General features: G+C 65.2%; 11 protein-coding genes. 8 read left to right on the top strand and 3 right to left on the bottom strand.

The features are described from left to right. Positions 1-236: 236 nt before the first annotated feature. The 3 genes from PAM7066_RS17435 to PAM7066_RS17425 form a co-directional block, all read right to left on the bottom strand. The gene (locus tag PAM7066_RS17435) at positions 237-1376 is read right to left on the bottom strand and encodes a mandelate racemase/muconate lactonizing enzyme family protein (protein WP_085855498.1); all 1140 of its coding nucleotides are present in this window, start codon (positions 1374-1376) and stop codon (positions 237-239) included. 237 nt (positions 1377-1613) lie between these two features. Beyond that, positions 1614-2630, bottom strand: coding sequence for an aldose epimerase family protein (locus PAM7066_RS17430; protein WP_085855497.1), 1017 nt, complete (start codon positions 2628-2630; stop codon positions 1614-1616). Further along, a complete protein-coding gene (locus PAM7066_RS17425) occupies positions 2627-3508 on the bottom strand; it encodes an NAD-dependent epimerase/dehydratase family protein (RefSeq protein WP_085855496.1) in 882 nt (293 codons plus the stop codon). The genes PAM7066_RS17430 and PAM7066_RS17425 overlap by 4 nt, the downstream gene beginning before the upstream one ends. A 376-nt stretch (positions 3509-3884) precedes the next feature. Between PAM7066_RS17425 and PAM7066_RS17420 the strand changes: the two genes are divergently transcribed. The 8 genes from PAM7066_RS17420 (at position 3885) to PAM7066_RS17385 (ending at position 14294) form a co-directional block, all read left to right on the top strand. Further along, positions 3885-5837, top strand: coding sequence for an ABC transporter substrate-binding protein (locus PAM7066_RS17420; protein ID WP_085855495.1), 1953 nt, complete (start codon positions 3885-3887; stop codon positions 5835-5837). Positions 5838-6072: 235 nt separating this feature from the next. After that, a complete protein-coding gene (locus PAM7066_RS17415) occupies positions 6073-7059 on the top strand; it encodes an ABC transporter permease (RefSeq protein ID WP_085855494.1) in 987 nt (328 codons plus the stop codon). A gap of 4 nt (positions 7060-7063) precedes the next feature. Then, positions 7064-8290, top strand: a complete 1227-nt coding sequence (locus PAM7066_RS17410; RefSeq protein ID WP_245749753.1) for an ABC transporter permease — start codon at positions 7064-7066, stop codon at positions 8288-8290. Continuing rightward, a complete protein-coding gene (locus tag PAM7066_RS17405) occupies positions 8290-10092 on the top strand; it encodes a dipeptide ABC transporter ATP-binding protein (RefSeq protein ID WP_245749752.1) in 1803 nt (600 codons plus the stop codon). Before PAM7066_RS17410 ends, PAM7066_RS17405 begins: the two co-directional genes overlap by 1 nt. Positions 10093-10103: 11 nt before the next feature. Continuing rightward, positions 10104-11309 carry a mandelate racemase/muconate lactonizing enzyme family protein gene (locus tag PAM7066_RS17400; RefSeq protein WP_085855493.1) on the top strand — a complete coding sequence of 402 codons (1206 nt, stop codon included), beginning with the start codon at positions 10104-10106 and terminating at the stop codon, positions 11307-11309. Between the two features lies 1 nt (position 11310). After that, positions 11311-12339, top strand: a complete 1029-nt coding sequence (locus PAM7066_RS17395; protein ID WP_085855492.1) for a lactonase family protein — start codon at positions 11311-11313, stop codon at positions 12337-12339. A gap of 128 nt (positions 12340-12467) precedes the next feature. After that, complete coding sequence (locus PAM7066_RS17390) at positions 12468-13178, top strand: GntR family transcriptional regulator (RefSeq protein ID WP_085855491.1); 711 nt, start codon at positions 12468-12470, stop codon at positions 13176-13178. Positions 13179-13304: 126 nt separating this feature from the next. Further along, a complete protein-coding gene (locus tag PAM7066_RS17385; protein WP_085855490.1) occupies positions 13305-14294 on the top strand; it encodes a D-2-hydroxyacid dehydrogenase in 990 nt (329 codons plus the stop codon). Positions 14295-14310 lie beyond the last annotated feature (16 nt).

The raw sequence follows: 14310 nt of genomic DNA, 5'->3' as shown, positions 1-14310 counted from the left end.
CCCGCTCCGTCACCAGCTTCACAGGCTCGATCTTGAACTCGCGGCGGAACTTCCGTCTCGTCATGTCCACTCTCCAGTTCCATGGTCACGATCTTATCTTCGTGTCCACGAAACCGGCAGCAGTTCAAATCGGATGACCTCTGGGCTTGTCGACCCAGCCCCCTGCCCCGCCCCTCAGGCCGGGTTCTTCTGACAAGACCTTTCAAACCATTGCTCGCGTCCGCATAGCTCTTCTTTTATGGGTAGGCCGTTGAGCCGTCGCGCTTGATCTCGATCCTCCGCTCCCAGTGGATATAGTCGTCTGACTTCAGCGCTTCCTCATCGATCTCGATGCCCCACCCCGCTCGGTCGGGGCGAAGTTCGAGGTGGCCCTCCTTCGGCAGATAGGGATCGATGGCCCAAGGCGCATGCCGGGGTGGCTTGTACTCCAGCATACGGAAGTTCGGTTGTGCGGCAGCGAAATGAACGTTGTGGGCCGTGGCAAGCGGGCCCATCGGATTATGTGGCATCACGGTGACAAAATGCGCGTCGGCCAGATCGGCGATGCGCCGCATCTCGGTCAGCCCTCCTACGACAGCGATGTCAGGCTGGATGATGTCGGCGCCACGGGCGGAGAGAAGGCTAAGAAACTCGAACCGGTTGTAGAGCGATTCGCCAGTCGCGAGCGGGATGCTCATCTGAGCGCGTAACGCGCCCCATGCCGGGATATGTTCAGGCCGCAAAGGTTCTTCAAGAAACAGCGGATCATATGGCGCAAGCGCGTTGGCAAGTTGGAGGGCGCGGACCGGCTCGGAGATGCGCGCATGAGCATCGAAGGCGAGCTCGAAATCTGCCGGCAGACATGATCGCATTTTTCCGAACCAGTCACCCGCAACGCGGCAGAGCTCGCCCCACCGCCCCTGGTGCGGGCTGCGCCGGTATGGTGAAAGCTTGAATGCGCGATAGCCACCTTCTTCATGGTATCTCTGCACTTCCTCGACTGCCTGAGTCGCATCAGGTGCGGAATAAACGCCGCAATAGACTTCTACCTTGTCACGAACGTTGCCGCCCAGAAGCTGAAAAACCGGTACTCCTGCAGCCTTGGCAGCGATATCCCAGCAGGCATGATCGATCGCAGCGATAGCAGCCAGGCCGATTGCTCCCGGTGGGAAACGCGACTGCTGAATGAGCTTTTGGTGAATGAACGTCACCCGCCGCGGATCCTCTCCGGCGATCTGATGTTCAAGCCAGTCGAGCACGGGTGGCAAGGCCCGATCAGGGCCATGGTTGTACGCCTCTCCCCAGCCAGTGATCCCGTCCGTGGTGTCGACGGCGACAATCAGGCGCGGACGATCATCTACGCGCGTCATGTACGTCCTGATACGGTCAATCTTCATGATGCGAGGGCCTTGAAAAAAAGGGTTTCCACAATTGCCGCCCAAGGCGGGAGCGTTGCATTATCCCGCGTTGAGCGGAGGTCAGTCACTCCATCCGCACCTCATGACGCTTCACCGAACAAATCTCGGACGAAGTTGATCTCCCCGCGAACGCCCGGCTGCTTGTTCGAGATATGGCCATGCGCGATGGTCGTATTGTCTCGATGGCCATTGGTGTCGGCTCTGCGGAACGCAGCATCAACATTCCGGCCAGCCACCTAACAACGCAACAGACCCGTCCGGGTCGAGCTGCCTGGGTGCGTCCGTCGAGGTCGAGAGCGTGCGGTCGCCGGTTTGCAGGGGGGCGCGGTCTTCAATCCGAAGTGTCAGGGTCCCGGTCATGAGCGCGCCGGGCTCCAGCAGGCGAAGTCCCGAATTTGCGTTTGGCATGGGCAATGTCGCCAATGCGCCCGCGACGTGGGACACGGGCTCCAGGCAAAGGTAGCCGGGCTTCCGATGGACCACGAGATGGGCGAGACCGCAATCCGCCGTTATCGCCAGCCGCGCGCCATCACCGATCCGAGTACCCGCTTGGGTCCAATCCGACAGATGCTGGACCGTATCGCTCTCTACGATCCGGTCTGTCCCGCTTTCCTTGTAGCGTGCTCGGCTGGGCAGGCCTCCTGGCCCGTTCATCACCCATTCACTGCAAGCCTCGATCCGAACGAGGCCGTCGGGCGGCGGTTTCAGGTAGGTGTGCCACCCCATTCCGCCGGGCATGAGTGTTTCGCCAGTGTTGCGCAGAAAGAGCGCCACCGTGATGTCGGTCTTGCGCAGCGTGAGGCGCTGCACGGCCTGAAACGCGAACGGCCAATCCGCATCCGGCCGATAGTCGAGGGTCATCTCGATGAAGTCCGGTCCCTTGTCGGATACGGACCAGGGGCGCCGATGCGCAGGACCGTGCATCACGTCCTCTCCGTTCGCGGTGTTGGGCCGCAGACGAATGCGTCGGTCGCCAATCAAGATGGCGCCGCCACGCAAACGATTGTGAAAGGGGAACAGTGGGAAGGCGCCAGCCTTGGGCCAAGCGTCAAGATTTGGGCTCGACGTCAGAAGGGGGACGAGGAGATCGCCGTGATCGACGTGTCGGAGCCGTTGCAGCCGCCCTCCCGCCGCCGGCAACAGGGCGGCCTCCCACCGATCGTTGCGCAGGACGTGCCGCTCGACCGCTGATCCCGCGAACGGGTGCGCCGGGGTCACGCGTTGATCGGTCATGGGAGGCGGGACCGGCGGGTGCCGTCGTGGTCGATGGCACAGAAACGACCGCCCTGGAAGTACTCGGCGACCTGCGGCAGATCCGTCTCTGCTTCGATGCTGGCCTCGGGACCGGCGACGTCCCGCGCGCTGTCGAGGGGTGCATAGCCCAAGGCGGCAGCCGTGGTATTGTCCCACCAGTCCGACCATGCGCGAGACATTCCGTAGACCGTCGTGCAGGTGATGTCGGGGTGCTCTGTTCCGATGAGCACAAGCTGCGCCAGATCGCGGGAACTGATCCAGATCTTGGCGGCGCGCGCATCCTTGGGGCGGTCCGCGGCGTTGCCGATGCGGACGTTGAGCGTCCGGATCCCGAACTTGTCGTAGTAGAGCCCGGCCTCCAATTCACCCCAGCATTTGCTTAGCCCATAAAGCGTGTCCGGCCGCATCGGAACGTCTTCGGTGATCTCCGTGTCGCGGGGATAGAAGCCGACGGTGTGATTGGACGAGCCGTAAACGATGCGGTCGACGCCGCTCCGCCGCGCGGCCTCCAGCACGTTGTGGGTCCCCAGAACGTTGACCTGCAGGATATCCTCGATGCTCCGCTCGTTGGGGTGGCCCGCCAAGTGTACGACGGCGTCCACCCCGTCGAAACTGCGCGTCAGCGCCGCGATGTCGGTTATGTCGACCTCTTCCCACGTCTCGTGCGGACCAAGGGGGCCAGGGTCGATCCTGTCGACGATCGTGATGCCCGCGACCTTTCCCGCCAGCGCGCGCCGCAGCGCCGTGCCGATCCGGCCGGACCCTCCGGTGAGGGCGATGCGCTTGGCCGAGCGCGGGAACGGCCAGGCATCGGCATCTTGCGCCGCGCCGGTGGGTGTCGAGTTGGCTTCGGTCATCACATGCCTCGATGGTTTCAGCGTCTGAGGGACGAGACGATCGCGTTTCGCCCGTCGGCCGCGCTGCGTCGAAGGCAGCGATCCTCCATGAAGTACCGAACCGCCCCAGCTCTGTAAATAGTGTACGATATTGAACTCCGAGATGGCTGCTCGTTCCAAGGCGATCCGCCAGCGAGGATCGGCGAATCTTCCAGATAAGTCGACAGATGTGCAACGTTCATGAAACATGGACCCAGACACCGGCCAGACCGATCTCAAAAGAATGTACGATAATTGTTGATCTGTGTAGGATAGTCAGCATACGGTCGGCAAAGCCAGGCGCGTCGAGAGGGAGGAGTTTCTCGTCTCGCAGGGTGATGCAAACGGGAGGATTGCAATGACACGAGACATCCAAACCGAGAGGTCCGCGTCCGGAAGGCGCCTCGCCTCCAAGCTGATGCTGAGCGCCGCGATCGTGCCGATGCTGTCGCTGCACGCCCTCGCGCAAGGCGCGTCGGGCGAAGCACCGGCCCTGGCCGACATGGTCGCCGCCGGCGACCTGCCCCCGGTGGCCGAGCGCGTCGGCTCCGAGCCCGAGGTGATCACGCCGCTGAACGAGATCGGCACATATGGCGGCGACCTTCGGATCGGACTGCGTGGCAGCTCCGACCACAACCACATCCTGCGCGTCGTCGGCCCCCAGGGCCTGGTCCGTTGGGATCCCGAATACACCGAGATCGTCCCCAACGTGGCCGAGAGCTTCGAGGTGACAGAGGAAGGCCGCGTCTTCACCTTCAACCTGCGCGACGGGATGAAGTGGTCGGACGGCGAGCCATTCACCGCCGACGACGTCCTGTTCAATATCAACGACCTCGTCCTCAACGAAGAGTTCGCGCCGACGCCGCCGCGCTACATGACCGGCGACGATCCGGTCGAGATCGAGAAGATCGACGACTACACCGTCCGCATGACCTTCACGGAACCCTACGGCGACTTCCTGGCAGAACTGGCCAGCCCTCTGGGCCAGCACCCGGTCCTTTATGCAAAGCACTACTGCTCGCAGTTCCTGCCATCCTACAGCGATGACATCGAGACGCTGATCTCGGAGAACAATGCCACCGACTGGCAGAACCTTTACCTGCAAAAGTGCGGCGATCTGGAGATCCCTTCCCGCTGGGGCAACCCCGACCGTCCGACCCTCGACCCCTGGGTCATCAAGGACCCCTATGTCGGCGGCACGACCCGCGTCGTGCTGGAGCGCAACCCGTACTTCTGGCAGATCGACACCGAGGGCAATCAGCTGCCCTATATCGACCAGATCGTGGCCCCCATCGACCAGGACGTCGAAAGCCTGATCCTGTCGGTCATCGGCGGCAAGATCGACTTCGGCCTGCGCCACATCGACCCCCCTATGAACCGCCCCGTGCTGGCCGAGAACCGGGAGGCAGGCGACTACAAATTCTTCGAGGCCAAGGCGACCGGCGGCACGGACATGATCATCAACCTGAACCTGACACACAAGGATCCGGCCAAGCGCGAATTGTTCAACATGAGGGACTTCCGCGTCGCCCTGTCGCTGGGCATGGACCGTCAGGAGATCATCGACACGGTCATGCTGGGCCAGGGTGAGCCGTGGCAGCAGGGTCCCTTCGCGGATCATCCCTACTACCATGAAAAGATCGCCACGCAGTTCCTGGAGTACGACCCCGAGCAGGCGAACGCGCTGCTGGACGGTCTGGGCCTCGAGATGGGCGACGACGGCGTGCGCCGGATGGCCAACGGCGATCCCCTCCGCTTCCAGGTGGATGTCATCCCGACCTACGATCCGACTTGGGTCGACGCGCTGCAGATCATCGAGCAGCAATGGGCGGAGATCGGGGTCGACATGGAGATCAACCCCTTGGAGCGCACGTTCTTCTACGAGCGGACCTCGAACTCCAACGATCACGATGCTGCAATCTGGAACGCCACGCAGAGCTGGGTCCCGGGCCAGATCCCGCAGCATATCATCCCCGTGCACCACGACAGCCGGTGGGGCGTCGCTTGGCGCGACTGGTACCTGAGTGGCGGCGAGAGCGGTGAGGAACCCCCGGCGTCGATCAAGCAGCGTATGGACCTCTATGATGCGGCGCGCGGAATGACCGATGCCGAAGAGCGGATCGCGACCTTCCAGCAGATCGCTGACATCGCCGCCGAGGAGTTCGAGGTGATCGGCGTCCACAAGGCCATCCCGACCTACGGGATCGTCAAGAACGATCTGGCCAACGTGCCCCGGACCATGCCGAACTCGTGGTACTATCCCACGCCGGCGCCGGCCCTGCCGCAGAGCTGGTTTTGGAAAGACGAGTAACCTTGGCCCCGCGGCGCCTCTGCTAGGGGCGCCGCGTCACTTTCTCTCCGATCGGGTTCTATCCGAAGGAAAATCCGACCCGGCCCTTCGCCCCAGCGCGCGAACCGGCCAGTCTCCGAACGCAGGGGCCGCACCGATGATCGGCGGGGCCCGTTCGGGGGATTGTCGTCACTGTGGGCACCAGACTTCGGGGCCTGCTGCCGAGACACCATCGAGCCATCTGGGGTCCTTTCGAATGCTACTAGCTTATATTGCGCGGCGATTTCTCTGGGCGATTCCGTTCATGTTTGCGGTTTCCTTGATCGCGTTCGCGCTGATAACGGCGCCGCCAGGGGATTATCTGACGTCGTTCGCGGCCACGTTGGCGCAGTCCGGGGACGTTGTGGACGAGGCGCGGCTGGACGCGCTGCGCGAACGCTACGGGTTCGACCAGCCCTTCATCGTCCAGTATTTCCGCTGGATCGGCGGCGTGCTGCAGGGCGATTTCGGGATCTCGTTCGAATGGCAGCAGCCGGTGGGTCAGCTGATCTGGGAGAGGATGGCCCTGTCGGTCACCCTGGCCTTGGCGACGCTGATGTTCACCTGGGCCCTGGCGCTGCCGATCGGGATCTATTCGGCGGTCAGGAAATACTCGATCGGCGACTACGTCGCGACGACCATCGGCTTCATCGGCCTCGCCACCCCCAACTTCCTCTTCGCGCTGGTGCTGATGTACGTGGCGGTCGTCTATTTCGGCTCGGACGTGTCGGGCCTGTTCTCGGAAGGCTACCAGGACGCGCCCTGGTCCTGGGCCAAGTTCGGCGACCTTCTGAGCCATATCTGGATCCCGGTCATCATCCTGGGCACCTCGGCCACCGCCAGCCTGGTGCGGATCATGCGCGCCAACCTGCTGGACGAACTCTACCGCCCCTACGTCACCACCGCGCGGGCCAAGGGCCTGTCGGAATGGCGGCTGATCCTGAAGTACCCCGTGCGGATCGCGATCAACCCGTTCATCTCGACCATCGGGTGGGCCTTCCCGCAGTTGATCTCGGGCGCGGTGATCACGGCCTTCGTGCTGTCGCTGCCGACGTCCGGTCCGCTGATGCTGCAGGCGCTCCTGGCGCAGGACATGTATCTCGCGGGCGCCTTCATCCTGCTGCTGTGCTGCCTGTCGATCGTGGGCATGCTCGTGTCCGACATCCTTCTCGCGCTGATCGACCCGCGCATCAGGTTCCAGTGATCCCATGACCAGCAAAATCTATTCAGATCCCGACGTGACGATGGTGGAGCCCGGCAAGCTTGGCGCCGCGGCCCATCCCGACCCGCGCACTGCGACGGCCAACGACGATCCCCGTGCCCTGGGCCAGGCGCCCGAGGACTTCGCGTCGCAGTGGAAGCTGATCTGGATCTCGTTCCGCAAGCACAAGCTGGCGATGACGGGCCTGATCATCGTGGTCCTGTTTTATCTCATCGGCGCCTTCGCGGAGTTCCTGGCCCCGTTCGACCCGAATGCGAGCTCGGCGCCCGACATCTACCACCCGCCGCAGATGATCCACTTCATCGATCGGGCGCCCGACGGCGGCTGGTCCATCAACCCCCACGTCAACTTCCTGACGGCCGAGCGCGATCCCTTCACCCTGGCGACCACCTTCACCGAGGATCCGGACCGCAAGATCTATCTCGATTTCTTCGGCAAGGGCGATCCCTACCGCCTCTGGGGCCTGATCCCGATGGAGCGGCGCCTGCTGACGACCGAGAACCCCGACGAGATGTTCTTCCTCTTCGGCGCCGACCGGCTGGGCCGCGACATGCTGAGCCGGACGATCTACGGAACCCGCATCTCGATGTCGATCGGCCTGATCGGCGTCAGCCTCAGCCTGGTGCTGGGCCTGATCCTGGGCGGCATCTCGGGCTATTTCGGGGGCCGGACGGACATGTTCATCCAGCGCGTCGTGGAGCTGGTGATCTCGCTGCCGACGATTCCGATCTGGCTGGGGCTCAGTGCTGCGCTGCCGCAGGACTGGTCGCCGCTGACGCGCTATTTCGCGATCACGGTGATCCTGTCGCTGGTCGCCTGGACCGAGCTGGCCCGCGTCGTGCGGGGCAAGTTCCTGACGCTGCGGACCGAGGATTTCGTGACCGCGGCCCGGCTCGATGGCTGCTCGCGGGGCCGCGTGATCTTCCGCCACATGATGCCCTCGATGGTCAGCCACATCATTGCATCGGTGACCCTCGCCATTCCGGTGATGATCATCGCCGAGACGTCGCTGTCCTTCCTGGGACTGGGACTCACGCCGCCGATCATCTCGTGGGGCGTGCTCCTGAAGGAGGCGCAGAACATCCGCTCCATCGCCCAGGCCCCTTGGCTCTTCGTGCCGGGTGCCGCGGTCTGCCTCGCGGTTCTGGCGCTCAACTTCCTGGGCGACGGCCTGCGCGACGCGGCCGACCCCTATGTGCAGGATAACGACTGATGGACTCGACCGCCCCCTCCACCATGCCCCGCGGTGCCCCGATCCCGAATACCAGAGACCACGATAACAAGGGTCGCGACACTACGGTCCTCGAGATCAGGAACCTCTCGACCGAGTTCGTCACCAAGCGAGGCGCCTTCCGCGCGGTGGACGACGTCTCGCTCGAACTCCACGCCGGCAAGACACTCTGCGTCGTGGGCGAGAGCGGCTCGGGCAAGAGCGTGATGTCGCGCTCGATCCTCCAGATCGTCGACCCGCCCGGACGCGTCGCCGCGGGACAGGTGCTTCTGCATCGCCACCGCACGGCGCGGGACGCCGGCATCGAGGATACGGTCGACCTCTTGCAGCTCTCGCCGACGTCCAAGGCCATCCGCAACCTGCGCGGCCGCGACATCGCGATGATCTTCCAGGAACCGATGAGCTCGCTCTCCCCGGTGCACCGCATCGGCGATCAAGTCGGCGAGGCGATCCGCCTGCACGAACGGGTCAGCAAGAAGGAGATGCGCGAGCGCACGCTGGAGCTTCTGCGCAAGGTCGAGATCCCGAACCCCGGCAAGGCCATCGACCAGTTTCCCTTCGAGTTCTCGGGGGGCATGCGCCAGCGCGCGATGATCGCCATGGCGCTGGCATGCAACCCCACGGTCCTGATCGCGGATGAGCCCACGACCGCGCTGGACGTCACGATCCAGGCCGAGATCCTCGACCTGATCCGTTCGATTCAGGACGAGAGCGACATGGCCGTTCTCTTCATCACCCACGACATGGGCGTCGTGGCCGAGATCGCCGACGAGATCGCCGTCATGCGTTATGGCAAGGTGGTCGAGACCGGCGACGTCTACGACATCTTCGAGGCGCCGCAGCATCCCTACACCCAGCGGCTTCTGAACTCCGTCAAGGAGCTGGACCAGCCATCCGAACGCCGCTTGGCCATGCGGCAGGCCCGCCCCGTCGGCGCGCCCTGCCTCGTCTCCGACGGCGTGACCAAGGTGTTCGGCGCGGGCAAGAACTGGCGGGGCCGCGAGGCCAGGGGGCTGCTCGCCGTCGATCGCGCCGACCTCGAGCTGCGCAAGGGCGAGAACCTGGGGATCGTGGGCGAGAGCGGGTCGGGCAAGACCACGCTGGGACGCTGCCTGCAGCGCGTCTACGACGTCACAGCGGGCCACGTCCTCTACACCGCCGAGGACGGGCGCGAGCTGGATCTGGCGCCCATGACCGAGAACCAGCTCGCCGGCCCCTGGCGCGACATCCGCACCGTGTTCCAGGACCCGTTCTCGTCCCTCAATCCGCGCATGACCATCGGCCAGATCATCGCCGAACCGCTGGTCGTCGCCGGCAAGCTGACGGCCCCCGAGATCCGCGACCGCGTCTTCGAGCTGCTGGAGCTGGTGGGCCTGCCCGACACGGCCTACATGCGCTATCCGCACGCCTTCTCGGGCGGGCAGCGGCAGCGCGTCTCCATCGCCCGCGCAATCGCGCCCAACCCGCGCATCATCATCGCCGACGAGGCGACGTCGGCGCTCGACGTCAGCCTGCGCACCCAGATCCTGGACCTGCTGCTCGACCTGCAGGAACGTCTCGACCTCAGCTTCATCCTGATCAGCCACGACATCGCGGTCATCCGATACTTCTGCGACCGCATCGCGGTGATGTACCGGGGCCGGATCGTCGAGGCCGGCGACACCGAGGAGGTCTGCCGCAACCCCGCCCACGACTACACCCGCTCCCTGCTCTCGGCCGTGCCCGTGGCCGACCCGCGCATGCGCGGGCAGAAGCAGCGCGTGCGCTACACCGAAACGACCTGAGGACAGCCCAAGTGAAGATCACCGACATCAAGACGTACCTCATGCAGGTCGGACCCCGACCGGGCGTGCCCGCGAAGGACGGGTCGTTCCGCGGCTCGCGCAACTGGCTGTTTCTCAAGGTCGAGACCGACGAGGGCGTCACCGGCATCGGCGAATGCTCTGGCTGGCCCCGCGTGATCGAGCGCGCGGTCGAGGACCTGGCCACCATCCTGAAGGGCGAGGACCCGCGCGACATTGACCGGCTGTGGCAGCGCATGTACGTCGCCACCATGGGCCACGGCATGACCGGCACGGTCGGCGGCGGCGCGCTGACCGGCATCGAGATGGCGCTCTGGGACATCAAGGGCAAGGTGCTGGGCCAGCCGGTCTGGAACCTGCTGGGTGGCAAGTTCCGCGACACCATCCCCTGCTACGGCCACGCCAAGTCGACCAAGCGCGCGCGCGAGCTGATGGACCGGGGATATTCCGCGGTGAAGGTCGGCTTCACCGGCGCCGTCGACCTGGACCTCGTGGCCGCGATCCGCGACGAGATCGGCCCCGACGCCGACCTGATGGTCGACGCCCACGGGCCGTCGTGGATGACCGCCGCCGACGCCATCCTGGTGGGCCGCGAACTGGAGCAGCTCGACCTGCTGTTCTACGAGGACCCGGTCGCGCCCGAGAACCTGGACGCCCTGCAGCGAGTCCGCGATGCGGTGAACGTGCCGCTCGCCGCCGGCGAACGGGTCAGCACGATCTATGGTATCCGCCCTTACATCGAGCGCGACCTCGTCGACGTGATCCAGCCCGACACCGGCCGCGCGGGCGGCATCACGCAGATGCGCAAGATGGCCGCCATGGCCGAAAGCCATTACATCACGCTCGCGCCGCATTCCGGCTCCCTCGGCCCCGTGGCCGAGTTCGCAGCGCTCCACGTCATGGCCACCGTACCGAACGCCCTGATGCTGGAGCGGGTCGAGTTCGACTGGGAAGGTCGCGCCGAGGTCGTCTCCCCCGCGCTTTCCTCCACGAACGGCGCACTGCGCGTCCCCGACGCGCCGGGCCTGGGGGTGGAGCTCGTCGAGGAGGAAATCGCCAAATATCCCAGCCAGCGCAACGTGACCGACATGCCCGAGACCGACGGCGCCTATGAGCCAGGCACTGTCGGCGAATGCGTCTACTTCCAGTCCCGCCTGCGCCGCGGAACCCGTCTGCGCCTGAAACGCACCGGGGACTGACGTGACAAACGACCAGGACATCCTCGTCATCGTACTCGCAGGAGAAAGCGCGCTGGTGCTCTGCGATCTCGACGGCAAAACGGGCGGGATGACCCTGCGCGAAAAGGTCTCCCTTCCCGGCGTCGAGGGCGCCTGCCTCGGCATGCCTCTTGCGACGAACCCGGCGGGCGACCGGGTTTACGTGGCCTGGCGCGGGAAGGAAAAGCGGCTGTTCACCTTCGCTCTCGACACCGCCGCGCGCCATCTTGCCCCGCTTTCCGACGCCCCCCTGCCCGCCAGCATGTGTCACGCCAGCCCGGTCGCCGGCGGCCGCCACCTTGCGACCGCCTCGATGACGGATAGCACCATCGCCCTGAGCCCCCTCGCGCCCGACGGAACGGCCAGCGCTCCAGTCTGGAGCGATGCGGCGCCCTTCGCCCATTGCCTGATCGAGGCACCGAACGGCCTGCTCTACGCCCCCAGCCTCAAGGGGCATTTCGTCCAGATCTACGCCCTCGCCGACGACGCCTCTTCCCTGCGGCCAGTTGCCCGGCAGGACGCGCCCGACGGTTCAGGTCCGCGTCACATCCTCTTCACCGCGGACGGCGCCACGGCCTACCTTCTGTCGGAGTTCGCCGGAACTCTGACCGCGTTCGACGTCGCCCCGAAAGCCGGCACGTTGACGCCGCGCCAGACGGTGTCGTTCCTTTCCGACGGCGAAAAGGCCAAGGCTTCCGAGCTATGCCTGAGCCCGGACGAACGGGTCCTCTACGCATCCGAGCGGAACACGTCGCAGATCTTCGCCTACCGCCTGGAAGACGCGAGGATGCACCTGATGGGCGCGTTCCCGGCCCCGGACTGCCCGCGCGCCATCGGTCTGGATTCCACCGGTCGCCACCTGATCGCGCTCGGAGAGAAAAGCGGCGATGCGTGGTCCTATCGCATCGACGGGGACGGAATGCTCGTCCCCGCAGCCAGGCTTTCCGTCGGTGCTGGCCCGAGCTGGGTCCTGGCCTTCGGGCCTGCGAATAAGTCGGTCGGGGCATGTTGACCGTACGGCGGCTGGGGGGTCCCGATAGGATGCGTTGCCCATGAAGGCGTTAGGATGCAGATACTTCCCGCCGACCGAACCGACGACAGTAATGGCCCTCGACGGCCTCGGCGTTTAGGAAGGAAGACATGGACCGGGTCGTCAAGAACTCCCAAGCCGCCCGCCTGAAGGGCAAGAAGCCCCGCGAGCCGGGGTATGCCCGTTTGGCCCACCTCCTCCGGGAGGAGATCTTCGGCGGTCACGTCGCAGCCGGAGCACGCCTCAAGGTATCCGACATCGCCAGGCGCTACGGTACCAGCACCAACCCCGCGCGCGAGGCGCTGCAGGTGCTCGAGGGCGAAGGCCTCGTCACGATCACGCCCAACCGCGGCGCCAGCGTGCGCGAGATCAACGAGGACATGCTCCAGAACGTGTTCGAGCTGCGCACGCTCCTGTGGATCTACATCATCAAGACCTTCGTGGAGTTCGCCACCGCCGACGAGATCGCGGAACTGCGACGCCACCAGCTCGCCTGCGAGGCGGCGGCCCAGAACGGCGACTATCCCGCCTATCACCACGCCAACATCCTGTTCCACGACCTGATCGTGGACCATCACTTCAACAGCGAAGCGGTCGCGATCATCCGCAAGCACAATGGCTGGATGAAGGCCTTTGCCAAGTCCGAGCCCCTGAGCCTCGCGCAGATGCGCCGCTCCGTCGCCGAGCATTGGCGTATCGTCGAGGCCGTCGAGGCGGGCGAAACCCAGAAGGCCGCCGACGCCATCGAGGAGCATCTCACCAACGCCCAAGCCAGCTTCCTTGAGCGGCTACGCCGGAGACGTCTCAACGCGGCGAACTGACCGCAGCGGGATTCGCCCGCCAGCGGCGCGCTTTCCGCGCTCTCGAATAATGTATTATCTGGATGCAATGACACACCGCTGGCAGACCCGATCCTGCCGCCACACATAAGCAGGACTCCCCGGCCCATGACCAATCCCATCACCCTCGCCTCCGACGACCTCCCGTTCGACGTGGACCAATGGGCGCGGCTGGAGGCGGTGCTGCCCGGCTCCCTGCTGCGGGTCGACATCGCCGACGACGCCGCCCTCGCCGCAGCCTTGCAGAACGCCGAGATCGCCATCCTCAAAAGCGACCTCGACGCGCGCATCCTGACGGGTCCCAAGCTGAAATGGGTTCACTGCAATCATGCAGGCCTCACCAAGTCCGCCCGACCCGAAGTCTTTCAGCGCGGCCTGATCGTGACCGGCTCAGCCGGGCGCTCGGGCCCCGCGCTGGCTGAGCACGTGATGATGTTCTCCCTGCTGCTTTGCTCTGGCTACCCCGCCTTCTTCGAGGCGCAGAAGCGGCATGAATGGCGCCGCGAGCCCGAGATGGAGAACCTGCACGCGCTCTCGGGCCGCACCATGGCCATCGTCGGCATGGGCCATACCGGCAAGGCCCTGGCGTTGCGCGCCAAGGCTTTCGACATGACCGTTCTGGGCTACCGCCGCCGCGACGCGCCGGCGCCCGAGGGCGTGGACCGCATGTACAGCAGCGACAAGGGCGAGGGCCTGGACGCGCTGCTCGAGCAGGCCGACATCCTGGCCCTCGTCGTCAACCTGTCCGACGCGACCCACCACCTGATCGGCGCGCCCGAGCTGGCCCGCATGAAACGCTCTTCCATCCTCGTGAACCTCGCGCGCGGCCCGGTCGTCGACCAGGACGCGCTGCTGGTCGCGCTGACCGAGGGGCGCATCGCGGGCGCGGGTCTCGACGTGACCACGCCCGAGCCGCTTCCACCCGGACATCCCCTCTGGGACGCGCCAAACACACTGATCACGCCGCACTTCACCGCGTCGCTTCCGGACCGGTCCGAACGCTCCTTGGGCATGATCCTCGACAACATCCGCCGCTATCGCGCGGGCGAAGAGATGCTGAACCGGATCAGCGAGGAAGATCTCTGGTCCAAGGGCTGACGCACCGAACGACATC

The sequence above is a fragment of the Palleronia marisminoris genome (assembly GCF_900172315.1).
Classification (GTDB): Bacteria; Pseudomonadota; Alphaproteobacteria; order Rhodobacterales; family Rhodobacteraceae; genus Palleronia; species Palleronia marisminoris.
This window is presented reverse-complemented; position numbering and strand designations above follow the sequence as displayed.